Origin of the sequence: Dactylosporangium sp. NPDC049525 (genome assembly GCF_040676755.1) — a bacterium.
Classification (GTDB): Bacteria; Actinomycetota; Actinomycetes; order Mycobacteriales; family Micromonosporaceae; genus Dactylosporangium.
Genome location: NZ_JBFAPO010000011.1, coordinates 172842 through 196963, shown reverse-complemented (window position 1 = coordinate 196963; position 24122 = coordinate 172842). Strand labels below are relative to the sequence as shown.

Genomic DNA, 24122 nt, shown 5'->3' with positions numbered 1-24122 from the left:
CTCTCCAAACTGTAGCGGTACAGTGTCGCAATGCATGTGGCCGCTCCGCCGCGCAAGCGGCCATTGAGTTCTGCGCTCCTCCCGCTCGGCCTGATGTTCCTCGCCGTCGGCATCTCCGTCGCGCTGGTCTTCCCGTTCCTGGCGCTGTTCCTCAGCACGGAGGTGCACGCCGGGCCGGGGCGGGTCACCGTCTTCCTGATCGCCTCGCCACTCAGCGGCGTGCTCGTCTCCTCGATCGTCGGCCGGGCCTCGGACCGCTGGCCGATCCGGCGCCCGATCCTCATCGCCGCCGCGAGCGCCGGCGTCGTCGGCAGCCTGGTCGCGATGGTCGTGCGGGACTACTGGGCGCTGCTCGCCATGGCCGTCACCGCGTACGCGTTCGCCGGCGCGCTGTTCCCGCAGTCCTTCGCCTACGCCCGGCAGATCCTCGAACGCGACAACCCCGGCCGCTCCGCCATGGGCATCAGCACGATGCGCACCGTGTTCTCCCTGGCGTGGGTCGGTGGCCCGGCGCTCGCCGCGGTCCTGCTGGACGCCGGGGGCTTCCGCCTGGTGTACGGGCTGGCGGCCGCCATGTACGGCCTCGCCGTCCTCGTCGCCGTGTTCTGGCTCGACGACGTCGGCAACGCCGGCCCCGGCCCGGAGGAGCCCGCGGGCGGCACCGCCACCGCCGGCCCCCGACCGCCCAGGTGGATCCTGTCGCTCACCGTCGCCGGATTCGTCCTGGTGCAGGTGCCGATGACGCTCGGGGTGCAGGCGCTTCCCCTGTTCATCGGCCAGGACCTGCACAGCGATCCCTCCAGGGCCGGGCTCATCCTCGGCCTGTGCGCCGCCCTGGAGATCCCGCTGATGCTCGCCCTCGGCGCGCTGACCACCCGGTTTCGCCTGCGGCCACTGATCCTCATCGGCGCAGCGTGCGGGATCGCCTACTACGCGCTCGCCTTCGTGGCGCCGAACATCTGGTTCCTCGCCGCCGCGCAGCTGGTCAACGCCCTGTTCATCGCCGCGATCTCCGGCGTCGGCATCTCCTACGTGCAGGACCTGCTGCCCAGCGAGCCGGGCCGGGCCACGACCCTGTACACGAACACGTTCCCGATCGGCGCCATCGTCGCCGGCCCGCTGCTGGGCCTGGCCGCGCACTTCGGCTACCGGTCCGCCTACGGCATGGCCACGGCACTGTGCGCGACCGGCTTCCTGCTGCTGCTCGCCACCGGCCTGCACCGCCGCGCCGGCATGACGGAGCGTGACGAAAACCGGGCCGCCACCGCGGTGTAGCCGTCACGGTAATGCGGGACGAGCGGACGCGCGCTACCGTTCCGAGCCATGAGTTCCGTTGCACTGGCGGAGGAGCTGCTCCTGCTCGCCTACGATGACGATTCCGGCAAGGCCACCGGCTCCCACATCGCCCTTGACCTGGGCATGGCCGCCGCGGTCCTGGTCGATCTGGCGCTCGCCGGCCGGCTGGCGTACGCCGGCGGGATGATCGTGGTCGTCAACGCGGCACCGACCGGCGAGCCGATCGCCGACGAGGTGCTCGGCCGCGTCGTCGCCGACACGCCGCACGCGCCGGCGTCGTGGGTGCAGCGGCTGCGGCACGGACTGCGCGACCGGGTGCTCGCCGACCTCTGCTCTCGCGGCATCCTGCACGACGTGGACGAGACCACGCTCGGGTTCATCCACCTGCACCGCTACCCGACCGCCGACCCGGCCGTGGAGACCGAGCTGCGTGACCGGCTCGGCCGGGCCCTGACCAGCGACGAGCTGCCGGACGAGCGCACCGCGGCCCTCGCCGCCCTGGTCGCGGCGGCGCGGATGGAGCCCGCGCTCTACCTGACCGGCGACGCGATCGCCGCGGCGCACCAGCGGCTGGAGCAGATCAGCGACGCCGCCGGCTTCACCGGCACGGTCAGCATGGAGGAGTCCTCGATCCGCCCGTCGGTGGCGCTCGTCGTCAGCGTCCTGGTCAAGGCGATCCAGACCGCGCTCGGCACCGCCCGCACCTGACCCCCGCCGCGGCGGGCACGGCGCCCCGTGCCCGCTCAGTACCATGGCCCCGATGCGCCACGTGACCGACCAGCAGCGCCGCGTCCGGCTGGCGGTCAGGCACGCCCTCGCGCCGGCGTTCCGCACCGGATCACCGGAGGCCGCCGCCGCCGCGATGACCGTCCTGCACGCCACCGAGCCGGCGACCGTCTACCTGTCCTGCTGGGCGCGCGTCGAGGCAGTGCGACCGGCCGACGTGGACCGCGCGCTGTACCACGACCGGACCCTGGTCAAGCAGCTGGCGATGCGCCGCACACTCTTCGTGTGCCCGCGCGACCTGCTGCCGGCGGTCTGGCCGAGCGCGTCCGCGCGGGTCGCCGGCAACGAGCGGGCCCGCCTGGTCAAGGACGCCGTCAAGGCCGGCCTCGCCGATAACGGCGAGGACTGGCTCGACCGCGCCCGAGGCGCGGTCCTCGACGTCCTCGCCGCCGCGCCCGCGGGCCGCCAGGCCACCGAGATCCGCGGGGCGGTGCCGATGATCGACGTCACGATGGAGATCTCCACCGCCGATCCGCGGGCGGCGACCCGGGTGCTCACCTACCTCAGCGCCGCCGCCGACATCGTGCGCGGCGCCAACACCGGCGGCTGGCACACCTCCCGCCCCCGCTGGACCCTGATGCGGGACTGGCTGCACGACGTCCCGCAGCCGTGGGACCCGGCCGACGGCTACCGCGAGCTCGTCCGGCGCTGGCTGTACACCTTCGGCCCGGGCACCGAGGACGACCTGGTCTGGTGGTTCGGGTCGACCAAGGCGGTCGTGCGGGCCGCCCTCGCCGGGCTCGACGCCGTCGCGGTCTCCCTCGACCACGGCGGCACCGGCTGGCTCCTGCCCGACGACGTCGACGACGTGCCCGACCCCGGCCCGTGGGCGGCGCTGCTGCCGGTCCTCGACGCGACCGTGATGGGCTGGCAGCACCGCGACTTCTACCTCAGCCCGCACCGCAGCGAGATCTTCGACCGCCGCGGCAACGCCGGCACGACCGCCTGGGTCGACGGCCGCGTCGTCGGCTGCTGGGTCCAGGACCAGGCGGGCGTCGTCGAGGTGCGCCTGCTGGAGGACGTCCCCGCCGCCGCCCGCCGCGCCCTCGACGCCGAGGCGTCCCGCCTGACCGCATGGCTCGGTGGGTTCCGCGTGCCCTCGGTGTACGCCTCACCGGCGATGCGGACCCCACCGCCGCATTGACCGGCCGGCCCGCGGTCGGCTGACCGACAGTCCGCGCCGGCGCCCGGCCGCAACCGGATCGACGGGCATAGCGTGTGACGTGACATGCCCGCCTCCGGAGAGCACGACCGCCGCGCCACCCACGGGCCGCCAGCCGCGGCCGACTTCGATGCGCTCTACGACGCGCGGTACGGCGACGTCGTCGCGATGGTCTACGCGCTCGTCGGTGACCTCGCCGAGGCGCAGGACCTCGCCCAGGAGTCGTTCTGCCGTGCCTGGCAGCGCTGGAGCGACGTGTCCCGGTATGACGACCCGCTCGCCTGGATCCGGCGGGTCGCGGCGAACCTCGCCACGTCACGGTGGCGGCGGCGCCGGGTCGCGAGCGCCCACCTGGGCCGCGAACGCGCCGCTGACGTCCCGCCGCTGGATCCCGACCACGTCGCGCTCGTCGCGGCGCTGCGGCGGTTGCCGGCCGACCAGCGGCGGGCGGTCGTGCTGCACCACCTGATCGACCTGCCGGTCGCCGACGTCGCCCGGGAGATGGACGCCGCCGTCGGCACCGTCAAGTCGTGGCTGCATCGCGGCCGCGCCACCCTCGCCGCCGAACTCGCCCAGTCCACCGAGGAGGTGACCTACCGTGACTGACCAGGAGCACGACATCGACCTGTCCGCGGCACTGTCCCGGCTGCGGACGGACGTGCGCCGCACCGTCGCGCAGCCCGCCGCGGCGCAGCTGCGTCACCGGGCCGACCGCCGGCTGCGCGCCAGGCGGACCGCCACCGTCCTGGTCGCCGCGGGGCTGGTGGGGGCGGCCCTCGTCGGCGGCGGCCTGATCTGGAGCGGCGCCGCGCCGAAGCACCCGCCGTTGCCGGCCGCCTCACCGTCGCTGTCCGCCGCGCCGTCCGGTGCGCCGTCTGCTTCGGCCCGGCCGAGCCGGTCGGTCCCGGGCAGGCAGACGCCGCAGGTGCCGGCCATCTGGTCCGGCGTGCAATGGGCGACCGCCACGATCACCCTCCCCACGAATCGGGACTGCCCGTCCGGCCAGGTCACCTTCCGCACCGAGGCGTTCAAGGGCAGCGCCGCCGCCATCACCGGACCCACCACGTCATGGCCACGGGTGACCCTGCAGCCCGATCCGGTGACGTACGGCGACGTCACTGGCGACGCCCGGCCCGAGGCGTTCATCCACGCCACGTGCTGGCTGTCCGAGGAGGACTCCGGCGACGGCCAGGGCCAGCTGCTGGCCATCCGCCGCGACGGCACCACCCTGCGCGCCATCGCCTGGGTCGGACCGCGCGGCGCGCTGTACGCCGACCGCTGGGTCGACGCCGGCCGCCTGTACATGGACGTCAAACCGCATTACGTGGACTGGGGCTACCGGCTCGGCGCCGCCCGCGCGTACCGGTGGACCGGCCAGGCATTCACCGAGGAGGACTCCGGCTACCCCGGCATGGTGCCGGCCGCCGGCACCACGGCACCGGCGGTCGACCTCGGCCCGGTCGCGGACCGGACCGGTTGCCCGACGACGACGCTGCGGTTCGACGCCGACGGCCGCGCCACGACCGCCGGCACGACCTGGGACCTGCTCCAGCCGTCCGGCCCGGACTCCGAGCCGCACCTGGCCGACCTGTCCGGCAACGGCCACCGTCTCCTGCTCGTGGCCATCACCTGCGGACGCGCCGACAAGGACCCCGGCCACGGCTTCCTCGCCGTCCTCGACCGCCGCGCCGACGGCTCGTTCATCGCCCTCGACGCACTCCAGCCACCCACGGGCACCTCCATCACGGGCTGGCGGCACGCGAACGGCACGCTGACCCTGCGGTCCGCCCCGACGAACGGCGCCGAGCAGGAGCTGCGCTACACCTGGAACGGCGAGTACTTCCAACCGTGACGACGCAGACCCTGGGCCCGCCGACCGGCCCAGGGTCGTCCGCGTCGACACCCTGCTCGGCGCGCTGGCATCTCGGAGGTCGGTTCGACGGAGGTCGGCGGACGGCGGACAGGCCACGACCGGTGGACGTCGCCCCCGGTCGTGGCCTGCTGTTATCGGTACGCCGATCAGCCGTTGCTGATCATGAATCTGCGGTCAGTGCGGGTCGGGCACCGCGGCGAACGTGGCCGGGACGCTGAGGGAGCGCCAGCGCGACAGCGGCCAGGAGGTGACGAACGCCCGGCCGACGACCCGGTCGACCGGGACCGTGCCGCTGCGGGCGTTCAGGTGTGCCCGGGAGTCGGCAGAGGCGCTGCGGTGATCGCCCATGACGAACAGGCAGCCGCCGGGGACGGTCACGTCGAACGGTGACACGGACGGCACGTCACCGGGGAACAGGTAGTCCTCGTCGAGGGCGACGCCGTTGACGGTGAGCCGGTGCTGGTCGTCGCAGCAGATCACGTGGTCGCCGCCGACGCCGATGATCCGCTTGATGTAGTCCTCGTCCGGGCCGGCCGACCACGCGGCCGGTGGCCGGAACACCACGATCTCACCGCGGCCGGGGTTCCGGAACCGGTAGACGCTCTTGTTCACGATGACCTGGTCGTCCACGAGCAGGGTCTGCTCCATCGAGCCGGACGGGATGTAGAACGTCTGGACCACATAGGTCCGCACGACGATGGCGATCACCGCCACCACGGCGACCATGACCAGATTGGCCACCCAGCGCGATCGCCTGCTGCTCACGTTCCCCGTCGGCGGCACGGCCGCACTGTACAACGTCGGCGCCAGAGGTGGTCACGGGGTGAGTGCGGTGTGTGGCGGGCCGGAGCGGGCAGAGGCGATCAGCCGAAACACACACAGAGGAGGCGACCAGATGTCGCATCACCTTGACTCCCCCGCCGCCCGCAAGGATGTCCGGCTGGACATCAGTGACCTGTACGTGTTCCGCGGCGAGCGCGGCACCGTCTTCGTCATGAACGTCAACCATTCGATCGCCACGGAGGTCACCGGCTACCAGGTTCCGGCGGGCTTCCACCCCGAGGCGCAGTACGAGTTCAAGGTCGACACCGACGGCGATGCCGTGGAGGACCTCACGTTCCGGTTCACCTTCGGCGAGCTCGACGCGCACGGCAATCAGCTGCTGCGGCTGCACCGGCTGACCGGCACGGACGCCGCCGATCCCGACGCTGACGGGACCCTGCTGGTGGAGAGCCGCACCGGCGTCGTCGGCGACGGCCCGGACGACCTGCGGCTGTGGGTGGGCCGGGCCGGCGACCCGTTCTGGATCGAACCCGACGTGCTGCACGCCGTCGGCCACGCCATGACCGACGGCACCCGGGCCGACCTCGGGGGTTGGACCCCGGACCGGGCGAGCAACCTGCACGCCGGGCAGACCGTGCACTCCATCGTCCTGGAAGTGCCCGACCGGCAGGTGCTGGCGGCGGCCTTCGGCAAGGACATCAACGTCTGGGCGCGGACCAACCTCGCCACCGACGCCGGCGGCTGGCGCCAGGTCAACCGCGCCGGCCACCCGATGATCCACCCGCTGTTCACCCAGTATCTCGAGACGCTCGGCGACCAGCTCAACCTCACCGTCCCGGCCGAGGACGCCGCCAGCTTCGGCAAGCTGCTGGCGGACATGGTGTCGTCGGTCGTGGCCGCCTACGGCACCGCGGAGGACCCCGGTGCGTACGGCGCGGCCGTCGCGGCGCGGCTGCTGCCCGACACGCTGCCCTACACGGTGGGCACCCCGGCGATGTTCGGCTTCAACGGCTTCAACGGCCGTGCCCTGACCGACAACGCCCCGGACATCATGTTCTCCCTGGCGACCAACACGGCCTTCACCATCGGCCTGTCCAAGGACTCGGTCACCAGGAAGCCCACGACGCGGTTCCCCTACGTCCCGCAGGTGACGTGACTAGAGGTCGAACTCCGCGGGTGCGATCCCGACGGCGAAGCAGGCCTCGCGGACGGCCTTCTTCTCGTTGTCGTCGAAGTTGCCGTCGGCGCCGCCGATGATGATGCCGATCTGGATGACGGCCCGGGCGTGGTCCGGCTTCGACTTGAGCTTGGCGATCGTGGCGATCGCCTCGACCTTGCCGAACTCGAAGTCGCGGACCAGACGGTCGGCGTAGAAGGCGAACTTCTGCCGCAGCTCGTCCGGCGGGAAGACGGCAAGGATGTCGTTGCTCGTGATCACGCCCTCGGTCCGCTGCCGCTCGGCCGGGTCGATGCTGCCGTCGGCGGCGGCGATGAGCGCGCACATCGCCATGCTCGCGTTGGCGAACTCCTTGCTCTTGAACTGGCCGGCCCTGGTCTTCAGCTGGCCGCTCATCTCAGCGGTGCGGCTGCGGAGCTGGTCGAAGAATCCCATAACTGCTTCCCCCAAAATGTTGAAGCCCCCCGACGCAACCGTACCCGCCGCGAGGTGTTCCGCTGAGCGGGACTGTGCTCTGGCCGGTGCCTGGGCGTACGGGCATGGTGTGGGGCATGACTTCCCCGCCCGCCACCGGTACACACCGCGCCGCGGCACGGCTGCTCGACGCGGCCCGCTCGGGCCGGCCGTGCCCGCCGGTGCGTGACCTGATCGGCGCGGACGACGTCGCCGCCGCGTACGCGGTACAGCGCCGGCTCACCCTCGGCCGCCTCGACGCCGGCGCGCGGGTCGTCGGCCACAAGATCGGGCTCACGTCGGCGGCCGTGCAGCGCCAGCTCGGCGTGGACCGGCCCGACTTCGGGGTCCTCTTCGACGACATGGACGTCAGCGGCGCCGCCGAGATCCCGTTCGACCGGCTGCTGCAGCCGAAGATCGAGGCCGAGGTCGGGTTCATCCTCGGGGAGGACCTCGACGAGGGTGACCTGACCGACGCCCGGATCCGTGCCGCGGTCGCCCATGCCGTTGCGGCGCTGGAGATCGTCGACAGCCGGATCGCCGGGTGGGACATCACGATCGCGGACACGGTCGCCGACAACGCCTCGAGCGGGATGTTCGTGCTCGGGGCGCACCGCAGCACCCTGGAGGCGTTCGAACCGGCCGAGACCGTCATGGAGCTGGCCGCCGACGGCGTCGTGGTGTCCCGGGGCACCGGCGCCGCCTGCCTCGGCGACCCTCTCAAGGCCCTGGCGTGGCTGGCCCGCGCCGCCCGTGACCTCGGCGACCCGCTGCGCGCCGGCCAGGTCGTCCTGTCCGGCGCCCTCGGCCCGATGGTGCCCGTCACGCCCGGCATGCGGGTCACCGCGACGCTGTCCGGCCTCGGCACCGTCAGCGCACGATTCGGGCGAACCGCATGAAGGTCGCCGTGATCGGGTCCGGCAACATCGGCACCGACCTGATGATCAAGGTGCTGCGCCTGTCGGAGTCCCTGGAGATGGCGGCCATGGTCGGCATCGACCCGGCCTCCGACGGCCTCGCCCGCGCCGCCCGGCTCGGGGTCACCACCGTCGCCGACGGCGTCGACGGGCTGATCGCGCTGCCCGGGTTCGACGAGATCCGGATCGTGTTCGACGCGACCTCCGCCGCCGCGCACCGGGCCAACGCGGTGCGCCTCGCCCCGCACGGCCCGCGGCTGATCGACCTGACACCCGCCGCGCTCGGCCCGTACGTCGTGCCGGCGGTGAACCTGGAACAGCATCTCGGCGCGCCGAACGTGAACATGGTCACCTGCGGCGGTCAGGCCACCATCCCGGTCGTCGCGGCGATCTCGCGGGTGACGCCGGTGCCGTACGCGGAGATCGTCGCGTCGATCGCGTCCCGCTCGGCCGGTCCGGGCACCCGCGCCAACATCGACGAGTTCACCGAGACCACCGCGCACGCGATCGAGACGGTCGGCGGCGCCGGTCGCGGCAAGGCCGTCATCGTGCTCAACCCGGCCGAGCCGCCGCTCATCATGCGCGACACCGTCCTGGCGCTCATCGACGAACCGTCCCCGGTGGTCCACGCCGCCATCCGCGCGTCGGTGCTGGCGATGGTCGCGGCGGTCGCCGCCTACGTGCCCGGGTACCGGCTGAAACAACAGGTGCAGATCACGCCGCTGGACGGACCGCCGGTGCACACCCTGGGCGCCGCGAACGCGACCCATCAGGTGACGGTGTTCCTGGAGGTCGAGGGCGCCGCGCACTACCTGCCGGCGTACGCCGGGAACCTCGACATCATGACCTCGGCCGCGCTGCGCGTCGCCGAGCGGATCGCGGCCCTGGAGGCGGTGCGGTGACCAGGTTGTTCATCCAGGACGTGACCCTGCGGGACGGCATGCACGCGGTGCGGCACAGGATCGGCCCCGCCGACGTGCGGCGGATCGTCGCCGCGCTCGACGCGGCCGGCGTCGACGGCATCGAGGTCGCGCACGGCGACGGCCTGGCCGGCGGCTCGCTGACGTACGGGCCGGGCAGCCACACCGACTGGGAGTGGATCGAGGCGGCGGCCGGCGCGATCGAACGGGCCCGGCTCACCACGCTGCTGCTGCCCGGCATCGGCACGATCCGGGACCTGCGCCGGGCGCACGGCCTCGGGGTCCGCTCCGTGCGGGTCGCGACGCACTGCACGGAGGCCGACGTCGCCGCCCAGCACATCGGGGTCGCGCGGGAACTCGGCATGGACGTCTCCGGGTTTCTCATGATGAGTCACCTGGCGGAGCCCGCGGTCCTCGCCCGGCAGGCGGCGCTGATGGAGTCCTACGGCGCGCACTGCGTCTACGTCACCGACTCCGGCGGGCGGCTCACGATGCGCGGCGTGCGGGAGCGGGTGCGGGCGTACCGCGACATCCTCGACGCCGGCACGGAGGTCGGCATCCACGCGCACGAGAACCTGTCGCTGTCGGTCGCGAACTCGGTCGTCGCGGTCGAGGAGGGGGCGACCCGGGTCGACGCGTCGCTCGCCGGGCACGGCGCGGGCGCCGGCAACTGCCCGGTCGAGCCGTTCGTCGCGGTCGCGGACCTGGAGGGCTGGGAGCACGGGTGCGACCTGTTCGCGCTGCAGGACGCCGCCGAGGATCTGGTACGGCCGTTGCAGGACCGCCCGGTGCGGGTCGACCGGGAGACGCTGACGCTCGGCTATGCCGGGGTCTACTCGTCGTTCCTGCGGCACGCGGAGGTGGCCTCGGCCCGCTACGACGTGGACGTCCGCTCGATCCTGCTCGAAGCCGGCCGGCGCAGGCTCGTCGGCGGCCAGGAGGACATGCTCGTCGACATCGCCCTGGACCTCAGCAAGCGGTAGGCGGGACCGGGAACGTCGCCCCGATGCCCATGCCGGTGATCCATTCGGGGACGGCCTCGTAGCTGTCCCAGACCAGCGGCAGGCCCACCGCGGCGTGGCCGATGAGCCAGGCGCGGATCTCGTGCCCGCCGCTGCCGGCCACCGCCTCGAGGCGCTCGTCGCCGAGCGCGGCGACCGCGTCCAGGTCGGCGGTCCGCAGCCGGTCCAGGAACCAGCGGTCCCAGCCGGCGTTGACGCGGGCGTTCGGGTCGCCGCCCATCGCCCGCACCCGCGGCTCCCGGGCCGCGGCGAACGCGCGGGCGTCCTGGCGGCCGTGGATGAGCGCGGCGCGGCGCTCGCCGGCGACCGACGGGTCGCGGGGGTCGTTGGACGGCAGCCAGTGCGACAGCCCGCCGCTGGCCACGACCAGGACCCGGCCGGGGAACGCGGCGGCGCGGATGGCGGCGCCGAGCGCCCCGCCGAGCGCCACGCACCGGCGCAGGCCCGGCAGCGGCGGCGCGGCGGTGTTGACGACGAGGGGCACCAGCGGGACACCGGTGCCGCACGCCATCTCGTAGCTCTGCACCACGCCGTGGTCGACGGTCAGCGAGTAGGACAGCGACAGGTCGAACCCGGCGCCGGCCAGGCCGTCGCGGATCTCCCAGGCCAGGGCCGGCGCGACCGGCAGCGGGCCGGCGGTGCTGCCGAAGTCACCGAAGCCGACCGCCTCCTCGACGCCGAGGACGAACGGCGGCATCTGGTCGTAGAAGTTGGCGTGGAAGTGATCGGGGCCGATGACCACGACCGCGTCCGGGGCCAGGTCCCGCACCGCGGCCGCGACCCGGGCGGCGTCGCCGAGGAACGCGCCGCCGGGGTCGCCGGTGCCGGCCGGCGGGAGCAGGGTCGCGAACGGCGAGTGGGACATGCCGACGAACCCGACGATCTCACTCATGCAGGAACTCCCGGTGGACCCGCAGGTACTCCTCGACCTTCTCCCACTGCGGCCAGTGCCCGGCGTCGGCGATGACGTGCAGGCGCGCGTCCGGCAGCCAGTCCAGCAGCATCGCGGCCTCGTCGAGCCCGCCGGTCGGGTCGTGCTCGGTCCACAGCAGCAGCGTCGGCGCGGCGATCTTGCCGACCCAGCCGGGCTCCCACGCGAAGTCCTTGCGCACCACGGGGTCCTGCAGCACGAGGGTGTTGGTGATCGCCTGGACGAACCCGGGCCGGCTGTACACGGCGCGGCGCAGAAGCACCAGCTCGTCGGTAACCATCTCCTTGTGGTGGAACAGGAACTCGACCCGCCGGCGGACGGTCGCGTCGCTGGGGTCGCGTACCGCCGCCATGGTGCTGTCCCGCATGCGGGCCATGACCTCGGGCTTGTTGGCGATGTTGCCGGGCGTGTTGAGCACCAGCCGGTCCACCCGGTCGGGATGGTGCGCGGCGGTCCACGCGACGACCCACCCGCCGAGCGACTCCCCCGACAGGTGCGCGCGCTGGATGCCGAGGGCGTCCATCAGGCCCAGCAGGTGATCGGACAGCACGTCGATGGTGTACGGCCGGTCCGGCGTGTCCGACCAGCCGTGCCCGACCATGTCGTAGGCGACGACCCGGAAGCCGTCGGCGAGCCCGCGGATGTCCCGGGCGTATGCCTCCAGGTGCCCGCCGGTGCCGTGCAACAGGATCAGGTCGGGCCCGGCGCCGGCGAGCAGGACGCGGGTGCGGACCCCGGCGACGTCGACGTGGCGCAGCTCGTGCGGGACGTCGGCGAGCTCGCCCCAGATGCTGATGTGCTCGGGCAGATCCGTCATGCGTCCTCACTTCGTTCCGGGCGTGACCCAGGACTGCTCTGCCGATGACCGGCCCGAGCCGCTTCGCTGGCCGGTCATGGTTGCTCCTTGAACCGGGCGCGGGCCTCGGCGACGGTGGACAGGCCGGCGCTCTGCCGGCGGGAGACGCCGAGCAGGCCCAGCAGCCGCGAGTTCTCGATGGTGAGGAACTCCACCGGCGCGTCGGCGGCGTCGTTGTAGTGCCGGTGCCACGTCCACGGCGGCGTGTAGATGAAGTCGCCGGTCGACCACTGCTCGACGTCGTCCTCGACCTCGGTGTGGCCGGTGCCGGCGATGACGTAGTGGACGGTCTCGTGGTGATGGCGCTGCATGTCGGAGGTGCGGCCCGGCGGGATCGTCTGCCGGAAGATCTCGAACGTGGTGGTCGGCAGCCGACCGGCGATCGACAGCTCGGTCGGGTTGTGCACCTGATCGGCCGGCAGCCGTTCCAGCTCCCCGGAGTGCACCACGATCGGACGGGCGGGGCTTGGTCGTACCGTGGCCGCGATCGCCGACAGGAAGTCCGCCATCGCGAAGTCAGGCCCCTGTTGTGCCATCAGATCGTCTCCGTCCTGCCGCCGTCGACCGTGAGCACGGTCCCGTTGACGTAGCTTGCGGCGGCCGAGGCGAGGAACGCCACGGCCGCGCCGATCTCCTCCGGGCGACCGGGTCGTCCCGCGGGGACGCTCGCGACGTCGGCGGCGTCCACGTCGGCGACGTCTTCCCCGGTACGGCCGGCGCGCGCGGCGAGGATCCGCTGCCGCCGTTGCGTGGCGGTCGGTCCAGGGGCCACGCAGTTGACGGTGACGCCCCGGCCGGCGTGCTCCCGGGACAGCAGCTTGGCCGCGGCGGTGACCCCGGCGCGCAGCACCACCGACGCGGCGAGGTCCGGCTGCGGCTGGCGGACCGCGGTGGACGTCACGAACACGATCCGCCCGAAGCCGCGGTCCGCCATCGCCGGCAGCGCGAGCCGGGCCAGCCGCAGCGGGCCCAGGACGAGCAGCTCGAACGCGGCCCGCCACTGCGCGTCGTCGACGTCGAGGATGCCGCCGGGCGGGGGCCCGCCGGCGTTGAGCACCAGCACGTCGAGGGCGCCGAACCGGGCGGTGACCGCGTCGAAGGTCCGGGCGGCCGACGCCGGGTCGGCGACGTCGGCCACGATCGGCTCCACCTGCGCGCCGGTGCGCTCCCGCAGGCCCGCCGCGGCCGCCTCGAGGACGTCCGCCCGGCGGCCGGTGAGCGCCACCCGGTGCCCGGCACGCGCGAGGTGCTCGGCGGTGGCGGCGCCGATCCCGGTGGCTCCGCCCCCGACGAGCGCAACGTTCGTGGTCACAGCGTTAGCCTGGGGCCCATGAGATCCTGGGACCAACGTTGAGTCCCGCTGAGCGGGACGAGAGTTCCGCGGCGATGGGCGGACTGGAGCGCGCCGCCGCGATCCTGGCCGCGTTCGACGCCACGCACCGCGAGCTGACGCTGGCCGCGCTCGTCGCCCGGTCCGGGCTGCCGCGGTCCACCACCCACCGCACCGCCGACAAGATGCTGCGGCTCGGCTGGCTCGACAAGCCGCACGACCGGTACCGCATCGGCAACCGGCTCTTCGAGATCTCCGGCCTGTCCCCGATCCGGCACGAGCTGCGCGAGGCGGTGCTGCCGTTCCTGCAGGACCTCTACAACGCCACCCGCACGACCGTCCAGCTCGGCGTGCTCAGCGGGACCCAGGTCCTGGTCGTGGAGAAGATCAGCGGGCATCGTCCGATGCCGATGCTGTCGCAGGTCGGCGGCATGATCCCGGCGCACTGCTCCGGCCTGGGCCGGGCCATCCTCGCCTACAGCGACGCGGCCACGGTCGACGCGGTCGTCGAGGCCGGGCTGGAGCGGCGCACGCCACGGACCATCGCCACCGCCACCGCGCTGCGTCGCGAACTGGCCGCGATCCCCGACCGCGGCTGGGCGGTGGACCGGGAGGAGGGCAACATCGGCGTCAGCTGCGTCGCCGCGCCCATCTTCGGCCCGCTCGGCGGGGTCGTGGCAGCCCTGTCGGTCACCGGCCCGTCCGCGCTGGTGCGCGCCGACCGGGCCGGGCCGGCCGTGCGGATGGCGGCCGCCGCGGCGTCGCGGGCGTACACGTCCCGGTGAAGTTCAGTCCCGTTCAGCGGGACGCGACGTTGGCGCCGGATCATCGCGGGGCCACCCTGTGAGCCAGGACACACGGACACAGAGGAGGCCCCGATGAGTCTGGGCGGCGGATACATGCTCGCATCGCGCAAGGGAACACAGATCCCGGCGATCGGGCTGGGCATCACGATGAAGACCGACGGGAAGTCGACCCGCGACGCGTACTCGCTGTTCGAGTACGCGATCCCGCCGCAGACCGACGGCCCGCCCCCGCACCTGCACACCCGCGAGGACGAGTCCTTCATCTGCCTGGCCGGGCGGCTGGATGTCAGTCTCGGCGGCGAGGACTTCGTCCTGGAGCACGGCGACTACCTGTACCTGCCGCGCAACGTGGTGCACGCGTTCCGCAACCCGTACGGCGACGAGGCCCGCGTCATCTCCGTCGTCTCCCCCGCCGGGCTGGAGGCGTACTACCAGGCGCTCGGCGCCCTGCCGCCCGGACCGAAGGACATCGCGGTGCTCAAGGGCATCATGGCCGACTTCGGCATCGAGCTGCAGCTGCCGGCGGGAGGCCACTGACCATGCGCGTCGGGATCATCGGGGCCGGCGTCGCCGGGCTGGCCACCGCGAAGACGCTCATGCAGGCGGGGCACGACGTGGTGGTGCTGGACAAGGCCCCGGACGTCGGCGGCGTGTGGAGCAGCACCCGGCGCTACCCGGGCCTGACGACGCAGAGCGCCAAGGCCACCTACGCCCTGTCGGACTTCCCGATGCCCCGCGACTACCCCGAGTGGCCGACCGGCGCGCAGGTGCAGGCCTGGCTCGCGGACTACGCGGCCCACTTCGGGGTGGACCGGCACCTGCGGCTCAACACCGAGGTGACCCGGGCCGTGCAGGACGCCGACGGCTGGACGCTGGAGCTGCGCGACAACGGCGTCGAGCAGGTGGACCGGCTCGTCGTGGCCAACGGGGTCTTCTGCGAGCCGCTGATCCCCGCCTTCCCGGGCCTGGACGAGTTCACCGCCGCCGGCGGCCGGGTCTGCGCGGGCACCGATCTGCACGACGCCGAGGACGCCCGCGACCGCGACGTGCTCGTCGTCGGCTACGGCAAGTCGGCGTGCGACGTCACCGTCCCCGTGAGCAAAACCGCCGCCAGCACCCATGTCATCGCCCGGCAGCTGCTGTGGAAGGTCCCGCGCAAGATCGGCGGCTTCCTCAACTTCAAGTTCCTGCTGCTGACCCGCATGGGCGAGGCCCTGTTCCGCTACATCCACCTGCGCGGCCTCGACAAGTTCCTGCACGGCCCCGGCAACCCGCTGCGCCGCAACATGATCAACTCGATCGGCTCGGTCTCGAAGCGGCAGTTCAAACTGGAACGGCTCGGCCTGGTGCCGGCCGGCACGATGGAAGGCATCGTCAAGGGCGCCATCGGCCTGGCCACCGAGGGCTTCTTCGAGGGCGTCGCCGACGGCAGCATCGTCGTGCACCGCGACACCACCATCACCCGGCTCCTGGCCAAGGACGGCCGCCCGCACGCCGAACTCTCCGACGGCACGCTGCTGCCCGCCTCGCTCGTCGTGTGCGCCACCGGCTTCACCCAGGGCGTGCCGTTCCTCGACCAGCACGTGCAGGACCGCCTGCTGGACGAGCGCTCGAATTTCATGTTGTACCGCCAGATCCTGCCGCTGCACGTGCCCGGGCTGTACTTCAACGGGTACAACTCGTCGTTCTTCAGCCCGCTCAACGCCGAGATGGCCGCCGTGTGGATCGCCGCCCACCTCGCCGGCGCCGTCCCGCTGCCGGACCCGGACCGGATGCGCGCCGCGGTCGTCGACCAGCTCGCGTTCATGGACACCGCCACCAACCGGCACCACAGCCGCGGCACGAAGATCATCCCGTTCTCGCTGCACAACGTCGACGAGGTCCTCAACGACCTGGACCTGAACATCAGCCGCGCGGTCCGCGCCTCACACTGGCTGAACCCCGTCAACCCCGCCGCCTACCGCGCCGTCACCCCGAAGCTGATCGCCCGCCTGTCCACCGCCACCGCTGCCCCCACCGCCACCGCTGCCGAGCCGGCCGCCGCGCCGACGACCGCCCCGGCCGGCACCTGACGGGTCCGCCCGGCTGGTGCATGGTGGAGTCATGACGGACCCTGCACGGCTGGCACGGCTCGCCCGCGGCTGGGACGAGGCCGCCGACGGCTACGAGGCGTACTACGTGCCACGCTTCGCGCCGTGGGTGGCCACGGCGGCGGACGCGGTCGCCGGCCGGCCGCTGCCAGACGGGCCGGTGCTGGTGCCGTGCTGCGGCACGTTCCCGGAGCTGGACGCGCTCGCCACCCGGCTACCCGGCCGCCCCGTCGCCGGTGTTGACCTGTCCGCTGGGATGGTCCGGCTGACCCGTTCGCGAGCTGCGCGGTACCCCGGCGCCACCGTCGAACAGGGCGACGCCTCGACGCTCGACGGTCGCTGGACCGGACGCTGCGCCGCGGTGGTGTCGGTGTTCGGGCTGCAGCAGCTGCCCGAGCCCGACGCCGCCATCCGCTCGTGGGCGGCGGCACTGCGCCCCGGCGGCGTGCTGTCGGTGCTGTTCTGGCCGCGGTACACGGAGGACGACGGCCCGTTCGCCCGCCTCGCCGAGGTCGTCGCCGCCCACGTGCCACCGGGCGACGACACCTGGCAGGACCGCCTCGTCCCGGCGTTGACGGCCCTGCCGGGCATCGTCGTGGAGCGGGACGAACGGCTGTCCCACCCGATGTCCCACCCGGACGCGGCGGCCTTCTTCGCCGCCCACACCCGCGCCGGACCGATGCGCCCACTGGTCACCGCACGGGGTGAGGCGTTCGCCGAACAGTTGCGGGCCGAGTTCCTGCGCCGCTCCCCCGCCGGCGAGTGGCACCACCGCCCGAACGCCCGCCACCTCGTCGCCCACCGCACCGCTGACCACCCCCTCGCCGGCCACGCAACTGCCGAAACGCATCAGGCTCCGGGCGCCGCCGAGGTTCCGTGGTCACGGCGGCCCAGCGCGGTGCGCAGACCGATGACGGCGGCCGACACGACCGCGGTCCCCGCGGCCAGGCCGGCGAACAGCAGCACCATGCCGACGCCGTACATGCCGGTGTCGTCCTGCGGTGCGGCGGTCGCCGTCCAGGCCGCGGTGAACGCCACCGTCATCGCCGCCGACGCGACGACCGGATGGATCCCGGCGAGCAGCGCGGCGACGAGCACGACGAGCAGGGACCCGGCGCAGCCCACAACCTGCCACGCCTCGTACGGGCCGCTCGCCACCTGGGTCACCGGATCGATCTGGTACTGCGAGTCCCAGCCCATCCACCCGAACCACGACGCCGCCGCGAGGACGGCGACGCCCAGCCCGCCGAGGAGCTGGGTCCGCGGCGCACGGCGAGGACGGGGCACAACGCTCGATGTCATGGGCGCACCGTACGGCCGCGCGGCCCGGCACCGCATGAGGCGCCGTACTCAGCGCGGCGCTGGGGACGTACCCAGTGCATGCGTGGTGGAACGCGAATACGCACCGCTGCTCGTCGGCGCGCGGGTCTGGTCGTTCTGGTGGGACTGACCGGATCAGGCGGTGCCGAGGGCGCGGGACAGCAGGGTACGCCGGTTGCGGGTGCCGGTCTTGGCGAACATCGACTTGAGGTGGTCCTGGACCGTGTTGGGGCTGAGGAACATGTCGGTGGCGACGGCGCGGGTGTCGGCGCCGGACGTCAGGTGGGTGAGGAGCTCCGTTTCGCGCGGGCTGAGGCCGAAGGCGCGGGCGAACACCGCCGTCCGCGCCGCCGGTGACGCCTCCTCGATGGTGACCGCGATCTGCGCGTCGGTGCGGCCGGCAGCGCCGAGACGGGCGGCCCGCAGCGTGAGCCATCGTCCGGCGGCAAGGTGTACCCGGGCAGACGGCGGCTGCGGGTCGACGCCGGACTCGGCCGCGATGAGCTGCGCCGCGACGTTGTAGACGCTGGCCGGGACGGGCTCGGCGCCGGCGCCCGGTGGCAGCTGCCGCATCAGGTGTTCGCGGGTCTGCGGGGTCTGCTCGATGACCTCCATGTCCGGGGAGAGCAGCAGCACCACCGGGCCCGGTGCGCTGGGCCCGCCGGCGGCGGTGAACGTGCCCGCCTGGCAGCGGCGCAGGTCTGCGGTGAGCGGCTCGGTGACGTCGTCGAGGAACGCCAGTTCGGGTCCGGTGAAGACGCCGCCGGCGCGCCACAGGTCGAGGAATCCCCAGCAGCCGAACCGGTCGCGGAACACCGCCGAGGCGATGTCGGTGACGCCGTGGGCGCCGAGCAACTCGCGCCACATCAGGCTGGCGCCGGGTTCGGTGAGCCGGGCGGCGGCGGTCAGGGACGTCCACCGGTTGGTCGCGGTGAGGTACTTGAGGCGGATCAGCCGGGGCAGGACCGGCATCAGCGCCGGCGGCACCGCGGCCAGGGGGTCCGTCCCCACGGACGTCTCCGGATCCGTCAGCGCCCAGACATACGCGTCGAACGGCACGACCCGGCCGATCTCGGTCAGGGTCTGCGCCCGCAGCGTCCGCGCGTCGACTGCCGCGGCGCCGATGCGCCGCACCCGCCCGGCCGCCGCTGCGAACCCCACCGCACCACCATAGGACCCCAGGTTTCTGGGATACGCGACCCGCCCGGCGCTCGTTAGCGTCGGTGGCATGCCGACCTTACGAATCGAACACGCAATCGTGGACTTCGCGCTGTGGCGGCGCGCGTTCGACACCTTCGCCGAGGCCCGCGACAAGGCGGGCGTGCTACGCCACCGCGTCATGCGACCGGTCGACGACGAGCACTACGTGGCGATCGACCTGGACTTCCCGACGGCGCAGGCCGCCGAGGCGTTCGAGCGGTTCCTGCGCACGACCGTGTGGTCCGATCCACAGCGGGCGCCGGCGCTCGACGGCACCCCCAGCACCAGGATCTTCGAGACCGCCGACGACTAGATGGCCCGGGCAGGCTCAGGCAGAGCGGACGCCAAGGGCATCAAGGGCGGCGACGCGGCGCGGGCCGGCGGTACGCCGGTAGCTGGCGTCCAGCAGCTCGCCGATCTCGGCCCAGTCGGTGTCGGCGGTGAGGTCCACACCGATCCAACCGGAGGGGCCGAGATACGCCGGCACGTAGCTGCGCGCGTCCTCGAGCAGTGCCTCGCGCTCGGCCGGGTCGACCAGCACGACGACCGAGTGCTCATGCTGCCGGTACACGCCGTCGACCTTGACAGAGCCGCCGTAGTAGGCGAAGACCTTGGTCGTGTAGAACGCGGGATGCCCGTGGGAGATCTTCTCCGCGGCGTCCGGGAATGCAAGGGCGAGCGCCCGCACCCGGCCGAGGACCGGGTCGGCGTCGTCGAACATGATGGGATGCGCCACACCGAAGACCATAACCGCGGCCACCGGTCACCGCCGGTCCCTGCTCCGTCAGCGCCCGTCGACGTGGTCGGCGAGTTGGACCGCGATGCGGCGCAGGGCGCTGCTGAGGCGATACTTGGGTCCCTGGTGATGTGCAGCGCGAGGCCGTACACGGCGCCGGCGTGCGTGTCGTACGCCTCGGCGAGGGCGCTCTCCCGCCCGGCCAGCAGCGCGTCACGGATGCGCAGATCGTCGTCCTCCGGTGCGTCCCACACGTCAGTCGCACCCCATCGTCGCGGCGACACCGAGGAAGTCGGCGGCGGCCGCGGCGTCACCGCCAACGGCCACGCCCGCCATGTCGTGCGTGGCCCTGCCCGCGACGAGCCGGCAGAACAGCTCGGCGGCCAGCGCCACCTCGCCCACCACGGTGCTGCCGGTGGTGGGCGTCGCCGCGGACAGCGCGACGAGGCGCTCGCCGCCGCCCGGACCGGTGAGCGTCAGCCGGATCACCTGATGCGGCCTGCCCCGGCCGGCGGCGTCCATCGCCCCGGGCAGCAGCCGCAGGGCGAAGTCCGCGATGTCGCGCAGCTGCCGCGGCGGCGGTGGCTCCGGTGGCAGCGCGAGCAAAGTCCGGACGTCGTCGGCGTGGATCCACGTCTCGAACGCCCGCTGCGTCAGCGCTTCCCGCAGCGGCCGTTGCGCCGGTACCCGTCCCGCCAGCGGAGCGGGCCGGTCCAGTGCGGGCGCCTCCGCCGCGGCGACGGTGCGCACCAGCTCGTCGGCCTGCGACCGCCAGCGGCGCCGCACGTCCGCTGTGGACTCGTCGGGCCCGCCCCGCCGCACGATGCCGTTGCCGGCGCCCGTCGCGGCGGTGACCATGGTGTCGTTGGCCCGCAGGTGCGTCACCAGCGCGCGCACCGTCGCGTGCGGCCCGACGGGACGCAGCCACAGCGGCGCGGCCAGCCCGCCCAGCAGCCGGTCGAACGCGGCGACCTGGGCGACGTACGGCGCGAGCAGCCCCTCGATCTCCGCGTCGCACAGCGGCCGGGCCACGCGGGCCGCCGCCAGGACCCTGGCCCGCAGCTCGGGTGGCGGCCGCCGCTCGGCGAGCTCCCCGACCCACTCGGCGGCGGTGCGCAGCCGGTCGGCCTCCGCGGCGCACCCCGCGCAGTGCGGCCACGTGCGCCGCCACCGCCGCCGCGTCGGCCTCGCTCGCAGAGGGTTCGCACGATCAAGCTCGCCGGACGAGACCTGTGACGCACGTCACAGGGATGCCGTGTTCGCCCGCGTCCGACACCTGGATCGACCACGGCGCCGATCGGGGGACCCTGCGGCGCACGTCATTGACAGGGCGCGCGGCGGTGACGACCCTGGGCGGGCGCTTCCAGTAGCCGCGTCCGAGGAGCCAGCGCAGATGTCGTACCGTCGCCGGTTGCTCGCCGCGGCCACAATCGTCGCCGCCGTCCTGTGGGTCACGCCGCACGTGTCAGCGGGCAGCACCAGACAACTCGGCGCCGGCAGTCGTGTCACTGTCGGCACCTCCCTGGATGTGCTGTTCGTCGGCAACAGCCTGCTCGGCACGGTGAACCACGGCAGCGGCGAGGACACGCCCGCGCTGGTACGCCACCTCGCCTCCGCCGCCGGCCGCACGCTGAACGTCACCGAGGTCATCCACTCCGGCTACACGCTGCGCCAGACCTGGGACGACGGCCTGGTCGCCACGGCGCTCGGCGGCACCCGGCGATACGACTTCATCGTGCTGCAGGAGTACAGCACGCTGCTCGCCATCAACCCGGCCGCGGCGACGAGCACCCTGCTCCACACGTACGCCCCGACGTTCCCCCGGGCGCTGAAGCCGGGCGGCCGGGTGGTGCTGTTCAAGAACTGGGCCCTGGTCGACCCGTCCCCGTTCCCGTCCCGCGCCGCGGCGACGGCCGCGATCGACACGAACGCCGCTGCCCTGTCGGCGGCGCTGACCACGCCGCACCTGCTCGCCCCGATCGGCGACGCCTTCGAGACGCTCATCGCGGTGCACGGCACGTCGTTCCTCATCGCCCCCGACGGCAAGCACCCCAACGACACCGCCATCTACCTGGACGCGGTGACCCTCTACGCCGTCCTCTTCGGCGAGTCACCCAGCCACCTCCCGGACCTGTACCTCCCCGCTGTCACCGCCGCAACCGTCCGCTCCGCAGCCGCCACCGCCACCGGCCACTGACTCCGCCGCGGCACAACCCGGTGCGGCACTGTTCCCGCGACCAGCAATCCACCGGGTTGCCGGCGAGCGGGAGCGGATCTGTGCCGCCCACCACCTGTGGCAGCACAGATCCGCTGCCGGCGTGAGCTGGGAGTTCATGATCCATGCGTACCGTCCACAGCATGACCGTGCGCGGCCGTTGTTGGATGACAGGCGAGCGCTGCCGCCTCCCGAGACTCGGGCATGGCCGACTGTGGCTCAGCTCGTCGCAGCCTTTGCCGTTGCTGGCCTGCGCGGGCAACTCGGATTCGAGATCGCCGGTCTGGACCTGCCGCAGCCGGATTGGAACGACTATGACCACGCCCGGTATCTCGGGACCGTGTATTTGAGCGACAACACGGCGCGGTCGTTGTCATCGGCTGTGACGACGACCTTGGAGATGGCGTGCTGCTGGTCCGTCCAGATGACGACGCGACTGCGTTGGCGGCAGCGTGGCAGTGGCCCTGACACGCCGGTTCCTACAGATGGTCGAGTTCCGATCTGGCGTTGGATTTCGTCGATGACCATGCCCGTCTTCTACGAGCGGCCAGATCGCTAGACTGCCCCGGTGAGCCTGGAGGAAATGCAGCGTGCGGCACTGGCACATGACGTTCCGGGGTTTGTCGATGCACTCGTGGCATTGGCGCACACAGATGTCTACTGGGGACGCCAGCTGGATGTGGTTCGCAATGCCATCGAGCTCGGGAAGCTGCCGTTCCGAGTCCCGGCCGCGGTCGCGCTGTCGGAAAAGCTTTCCTCGGTGGCAGGCGAGGATGCCAAGTGCCTGCTCGACTACGTGATCGACTACTTGCTCATCGAAGAGGGCCGCCGGACGGATCTGCCGGACGCGCTGGCAATTCTCGGCGTCGCCGCGAAGTACTGGGAGTTCACCACCTACGTCGCGATGGAAGAGCTGGGCGCGATCGTGCTGAAGACGGGTGGCGCGCTCGCCCCCGAGGTCGTGGCGGTCATGCGGCGCACCGCCACGATCGAAGGACATCGGTCCTTGAAAGGATTTGTGGCCGGCCTCGAGCAGCCGTTGCTGAATCGAGGCGACGTATGGGCGGACCGGGCACTGGCCGATCTGTCCACATTGGACGCCAACTGGCACGAGCTGGTGGCTCACGCGGCGAACGTGACCTGGGACGCCCTCCCACCCGAGTGGGCAGCCCCCACGCCTGAATGGGAAAACGAGGGTCACCGGCTGTTGGTCAAGGTCGGCCCGGACAGGGCGCGTGAGGTCATCGTCGGCTGGCTGGCGCTGGCCGACGCGCCGCGCGCAGTTTCGCTTCGCGATCGGACGGGATACGGCCGCGAGCGCCGCGGCGACCTCTACAACTCCATGGTGTTGCGCCGGCTGGTGTGGCTGCTTGGCCTGTTGCCGGCCGACGAGCAGCTGACCCGGAGCCTTGCCGACGCCGTGGAGACCAACCTGCGCAAGGTTCCCGGCGGGCCGCGCAACCGGCCGGTGGCCGAGGGCGCCGTGCACGCGCTGTCCCGCCAAACCAACACCGAAGCGGGCACGGAGGCCCTGGCCCAGCTGGTGCGCCTCGCGGCGCGGGTCACCCACAAACCCACCGCGAAGCAGATCGGCGCGGCGATCGACGCCAAAGCCGCGGCACTGCAAGCAACCCGCGAGCAGGTGCTCGACTTCGCGGTGCCCTCCTTCGGCCTGACCGAGGTCGGCCGGCGTGTGCAGCGTTTCGGCGAGAGCCCCGGCGACACCGGCATCCTGCGGATCGAGGGCACGCGCGTGGACGTCGAGTGGCGCAACGACGCCGGCATGTCCATCGGGTCGCCGCCCACGGCGGTGAAACAGGACTTTCCCGAGCACCTCAAGCAGTTCCGCGAGTCGGCCAAGGAGCTGGGCAGGACGTTGACCGCCCTCACTTCGGCCTTGCAACGCCAGCTCAGCGACAGGCAACCCTGGCACTATGGCACCTGGCGCGCCCTCGTGCTCGACCATGTCGTTGTCGGCGCTCTGGCCCGCGACCTGCTCTGGCGGGTCAACGGCCGCCTTTGCGGCTACGCAGGCGGCGAATTGCGCCCCGTCGACGACGCGGCAACGCCACCGTCGGACGGCAACAGGGAGCTGGTGCGGCTCTGGGACCCGGCGTCAAGCCCGCCCGACGAGGTGGTCGCGGCGCGGGAATGGCTTGCGCGCCATGGCATCACCCAGCCGTTCCCGCAGGCGGCGGTCGACGTGTGACGGAGGTCTGGCGCGGGCCGAGGGTGAGCCGGCAACTCCG

The 24122-nt window shown here is 72.8% G+C and carries 26 protein-coding genes; 17 read left to right on the top strand and 9 right to left on the bottom strand.

Features of this window, described 5'->3' with window-relative positions; all coding sequences use genetic code 11:
• Positions 1-30: 30 nt before the first annotated feature.
• From AB0K00_RS19045 to AB0K00_RS19025, 5 genes are all read left to right on the top strand, one after another.
• The gene (locus AB0K00_RS19045) at positions 31-1275 is read left to right on the top strand and encodes a sugar efflux transporter (protein ID WP_363522410.1); all 1245 of its coding nucleotides are present in this window, start codon (positions 31-33) and stop codon (positions 1273-1275) included.
• Between the two features lie 48 nt (positions 1276-1323).
• Entirely contained in the window at positions 1324-2004 is a 681-nt protein-coding gene (locus AB0K00_RS19040) for a GPP34 family phosphoprotein (protein WP_363522409.1), read from the top strand.
• A gap of 52 nt (positions 2005-2056) precedes the next feature.
• A complete protein-coding gene (locus tag AB0K00_RS19035; RefSeq protein WP_363522407.1) occupies positions 2057-3226 on the top strand; it encodes a winged helix DNA-binding domain-containing protein in 1170 nt (389 codons plus the stop codon).
• Positions 3227-3310: 84 nt separating this feature from the next.
• Positions 3311-3850, top strand: a complete 540-nt coding sequence (locus tag AB0K00_RS19030; RefSeq protein ID WP_363522406.1) for a SigE family RNA polymerase sigma factor — start codon at positions 3311-3313, stop codon at positions 3848-3850.
• Positions 3843-5096: a hypothetical protein gene (locus tag AB0K00_RS19025; protein WP_363522404.1), complete on the top strand. Its 1254-nt coding sequence runs from the start codon at positions 3843-3845 to the stop codon at positions 5094-5096. Before AB0K00_RS19030 ends, AB0K00_RS19025 begins: the two co-directional genes overlap by 8 nt.
• Positions 5097-5291: 195 nt before the next feature.
• Here AB0K00_RS19025 and lepB read toward each other — a convergent pair whose 3' ends face one another.
• The gene (gene lepB / locus AB0K00_RS19020; protein ID WP_363522466.1) at positions 5292-5843 is read right to left on the bottom strand and encodes a signal peptidase I; all 552 of its coding nucleotides are present in this window, start codon (positions 5841-5843) and stop codon (positions 5292-5294) included.
• Positions 5844-6012: 169 nt separating this feature from the next.
• Here lepB and AB0K00_RS19015 point away from each other — a divergent pair, with 169 nt between their 5' ends.
• On the top strand, positions 6013-7056 hold the full coding sequence (locus AB0K00_RS19015) for a DUF4331 family protein (RefSeq protein WP_363522403.1): 1044 nt from the start codon (positions 6013-6015) through the stop codon (positions 7054-7056).
• Here the strand turns inward: AB0K00_RS19015 and AB0K00_RS19010 are convergent, their stop codons facing one another.
• Positions 7057-7512: a TerB family tellurite resistance protein gene (locus AB0K00_RS19010; RefSeq protein WP_363522402.1), complete on the bottom strand. Its 456-nt coding sequence runs from the start codon at positions 7510-7512 to the stop codon at positions 7057-7059. It abuts the gene before it with no gap.
• Between the two features lie 116 nt (positions 7513-7628).
• Here AB0K00_RS19010 and AB0K00_RS19005 point away from each other — a divergent pair, with 116 nt between their 5' ends.
• Genes AB0K00_RS19005 through dmpG form a run of 3 tightly spaced genes read left to right on the top strand, consistent with a single transcriptional unit; the run spans position 7629 to position 10350 of the window.
• Entirely contained in the window at positions 7629-8429 is an 801-nt protein-coding gene (locus AB0K00_RS19005; protein ID WP_363522401.1) for a fumarylacetoacetate hydrolase family protein, read from the top strand.
• Positions 8426-9349, top strand: a complete 924-nt coding sequence (locus tag AB0K00_RS19000) for an acetaldehyde dehydrogenase (acetylating) (protein ID WP_363522400.1) — start codon at positions 8426-8428, stop codon at positions 9347-9349. The genes AB0K00_RS19005 and AB0K00_RS19000 overlap by 4 nt, the downstream gene beginning before the upstream one ends.
• Positions 9346-10350 (top strand): 4-hydroxy-2-oxovalerate aldolase, encoded by a 1005-nt coding sequence (gene dmpG, locus AB0K00_RS18995; protein ID WP_363522398.1) that lies wholly within the window; start codon positions 9346-9348, stop codon positions 10348-10350. Before AB0K00_RS19000 ends, dmpG begins: the two co-directional genes overlap by 4 nt.
• Here the strand turns inward: dmpG and AB0K00_RS18990 are convergent.
• From AB0K00_RS18990 to AB0K00_RS18975, 4 genes are all read right to left on the bottom strand, one after another.
• On the bottom strand, positions 10337-11281 hold the full coding sequence (locus AB0K00_RS18990; protein ID WP_363522397.1) for a 2,3-dihydroxyphenylpropionate 1,2-dioxygenase: 945 nt from the start codon (positions 11279-11281) through the stop codon (positions 10337-10339). The two genes, dmpG and AB0K00_RS18990, sit on opposite strands and share 14 nt — an antisense overlap.
• Complete coding sequence (locus tag AB0K00_RS18985) at positions 11274-12137, bottom strand: alpha/beta fold hydrolase (RefSeq protein WP_363522396.1); 864 nt, start codon at positions 12135-12137, stop codon at positions 11274-11276. Before AB0K00_RS18985 ends, AB0K00_RS18990 begins: the two co-directional genes overlap by 8 nt.
• 74 nt (positions 12138-12211) lie before the next feature.
• Positions 12212-12712, bottom strand: coding sequence for a cupin domain-containing protein (locus AB0K00_RS18980; protein ID WP_363522395.1), 501 nt, complete (start codon positions 12710-12712; stop codon positions 12212-12214).
• Positions 12712-13488, bottom strand: coding sequence for an SDR family oxidoreductase (locus AB0K00_RS18975; protein WP_363522393.1), 777 nt, complete (start codon positions 13486-13488; stop codon positions 12712-12714). The genes AB0K00_RS18980 and AB0K00_RS18975 overlap by 1 nt, the downstream gene beginning before the upstream one ends.
• 38 nt (positions 13489-13526) lie before the next feature.
• On the opposite strand from AB0K00_RS18975, the gene AB0K00_RS18970 reads away from it, so the two are divergent.
• The 4 genes from AB0K00_RS18970 to AB0K00_RS18955 all read left to right on the top strand — a co-directional run bounded on the left by AB0K00_RS18970 (position 13527) and on the right by AB0K00_RS18955 (position 17852).
• The gene (locus AB0K00_RS18970) at positions 13527-14291 is read left to right on the top strand and encodes an IclR family transcriptional regulator (RefSeq protein WP_363522391.1); all 765 of its coding nucleotides are present in this window, start codon (positions 13527-13529) and stop codon (positions 14289-14291) included.
• Between the two features lie 93 nt (positions 14292-14384).
• Positions 14385-14849, top strand: coding sequence for a cupin domain-containing protein (locus AB0K00_RS18965; protein ID WP_363522390.1), 465 nt, complete (start codon positions 14385-14387; stop codon positions 14847-14849).
• A gap of 2 nt (positions 14850-14851) precedes the next feature.
• A complete protein-coding gene (locus tag AB0K00_RS18960; protein ID WP_363522389.1) occupies positions 14852-16384 on the top strand; it encodes an NAD(P)/FAD-dependent oxidoreductase in 1533 nt (510 codons plus the stop codon).
• Positions 16385-16415: 31 nt separating this feature from the next.
• Positions 16416-17852: a methyltransferase domain-containing protein gene (locus AB0K00_RS18955; RefSeq protein WP_363522387.1), complete on the top strand. Its 1437-nt coding sequence runs from the start codon at positions 16416-16418 to the stop codon at positions 17850-17852.
• A gap of 5 nt (positions 17853-17857) precedes the next feature.
• On the opposite strand, the gene AB0K00_RS18950 is transcribed toward AB0K00_RS18955, so the two are convergent.
• A complete protein-coding gene (locus tag AB0K00_RS18950; RefSeq protein ID WP_363522385.1) occupies positions 17858-18883 on the bottom strand; it encodes a helix-turn-helix transcriptional regulator in 1026 nt (341 codons plus the stop codon).
• Between the two features lie 67 nt (positions 18884-18950).
• On the opposite strand from AB0K00_RS18950, the gene AB0K00_RS18945 reads away from it, so the two are divergent.
• A complete protein-coding gene (locus AB0K00_RS18945; protein WP_363522384.1) occupies positions 18951-19235 on the top strand; it encodes a hypothetical protein in 285 nt (94 codons plus the stop codon).
• A gap of 15 nt (positions 19236-19250) precedes the next feature.
• On the opposite strand, the gene AB0K00_RS18940 is transcribed toward AB0K00_RS18945, so the two are convergent.
• Positions 19251-19658, bottom strand: a complete 408-nt coding sequence (locus AB0K00_RS18940; RefSeq protein ID WP_363522382.1) for an MmcQ/YjbR family DNA-binding protein — start codon at positions 19656-19658, stop codon at positions 19251-19253.
• Positions 19659-19913: 255 nt separating this feature from the next.
• Positions 19914-20690, bottom strand: coding sequence for a maleylpyruvate isomerase family mycothiol-dependent enzyme (locus tag AB0K00_RS18935; protein ID WP_363522380.1), 777 nt, complete (start codon positions 20688-20690; stop codon positions 19914-19916).
• A 361-nt stretch (positions 20691-21051) separates the two neighbouring features.
• Here AB0K00_RS18935 and AB0K00_RS18930 point away from each other — a divergent pair, with 361 nt between their 5' ends.
• The 3 genes from AB0K00_RS18930 (at position 21052) to AB0K00_RS18920 (ending at position 24082) form a co-directional block, all read left to right on the top strand.
• Complete coding sequence (locus AB0K00_RS18930; protein WP_363522379.1) at positions 21052-21855, top strand: hypothetical protein; 804 nt, start codon at positions 21052-21054, stop codon at positions 21853-21855.
• Between the two features lie 121 nt (positions 21856-21976).
• Positions 21977-22432, top strand: a complete 456-nt coding sequence (locus tag AB0K00_RS18925; RefSeq protein ID WP_363522378.1) for a hypothetical protein — start codon at positions 21977-21979, stop codon at positions 22430-22432.
• Positions 22433-22441: 9 nt separating this feature from the next.
• Entirely contained in the window at positions 22442-24082 is a 1641-nt protein-coding gene (locus AB0K00_RS18920; RefSeq protein WP_363522376.1) for a DUF4132 domain-containing protein, read from the top strand.
• The last annotated feature ends 40 nt before the right edge of the window (positions 24083-24122 follow it).

Excerpts from the sequence above, each read along its gene's own strand:
- AB0K00_RS19045 (WP_363522410.1), top strand. The coding sequence starts at position 31 with ATGCATGTGGCCGCTCCGCCGCGCAAGCGGCCATTGAGTTCTGCGCTC.
- AB0K00_RS19040 (WP_363522409.1), top strand. The coding sequence starts at position 1,324 with ATGAGTTCCGTTGCACTGGCGGAGGAGCTGCTCCTGCTCGCCTACGAT.
- AB0K00_RS19035 (WP_363522407.1), top strand. The coding sequence starts at position 2,057 with ATGCGCCACGTGACCGACCAGCAGCGCCGCGTCCGGCTGGCGGTCAGG.
- AB0K00_RS19030 (WP_363522406.1), top strand. The coding sequence starts at position 3,311 with ATGCCCGCCTCCGGAGAGCACGACCGCCGCGCCACCCACGGGCCGCCA.
- lepB (WP_363522466.1), bottom strand. The coding sequence starts at position 5,843 with ATGGTCGCCGTGGTGGCGGTGATCGCCATCGTCGTGCGGACCTATGTG.
- AB0K00_RS19015 (WP_363522403.1), top strand. The coding sequence starts at position 6,013 with ATGTCGCATCACCTTGACTCCCCCGCCGCCCGCAAGGATGTCCGGCTG.
- AB0K00_RS19010 (WP_363522402.1), bottom strand. The coding sequence starts at position 7,512 with ATGGGATTCTTCGACCAGCTCCGCAGCCGCACCGCTGAGATGAGCGGC.
- AB0K00_RS19005 (WP_363522401.1), top strand. The coding sequence starts at position 7,629 with ATGACTTCCCCGCCCGCCACCGGTACACACCGCGCCGCGGCACGGCTG.
- AB0K00_RS19000 (WP_363522400.1), top strand. The coding sequence starts at position 8,426 with ATGAAGGTCGCCGTGATCGGGTCCGGCAACATCGGCACCGACCTGATG.
- AB0K00_RS18990 (WP_363522397.1), bottom strand. The coding sequence starts at position 11,281 with ATGAGTGAGATCGTCGGGTTCGTCGGCATGTCCCACTCGCCGTTCGCG.
- AB0K00_RS18985 (WP_363522396.1), bottom strand. The coding sequence starts at position 12,137 with ATGACGGATCTGCCCGAGCACATCAGCATCTGGGGCGAGCTCGCCGAC.
- AB0K00_RS18980 (WP_363522395.1), bottom strand. The coding sequence starts at position 12,712 with ATGGCACAACAGGGGCCTGACTTCGCGATGGCGGACTTCCTGTCGGCG.
- AB0K00_RS18965 (WP_363522390.1), top strand. The coding sequence starts at position 14,385 with ATGAGTCTGGGCGGCGGATACATGCTCGCATCGCGCAAGGGAACACAG.
- AB0K00_RS18960 (WP_363522389.1), top strand. The coding sequence starts at position 14,852 with ATGCGCGTCGGGATCATCGGGGCCGGCGTCGCCGGGCTGGCCACCGCG.
- AB0K00_RS18955 (WP_363522387.1), top strand. The coding sequence starts at position 16,416 with ATGACGGACCCTGCACGGCTGGCACGGCTCGCCCGCGGCTGGGACGAG.
- AB0K00_RS18945 (WP_363522384.1), top strand. The coding sequence starts at position 18,951 with ATGCCGACCTTACGAATCGAACACGCAATCGTGGACTTCGCGCTGTGG.
- AB0K00_RS18930 (WP_363522379.1), top strand. The coding sequence starts at position 21,052 with ATGTCGTACCGTCGCCGGTTGCTCGCCGCGGCCACAATCGTCGCCGCC.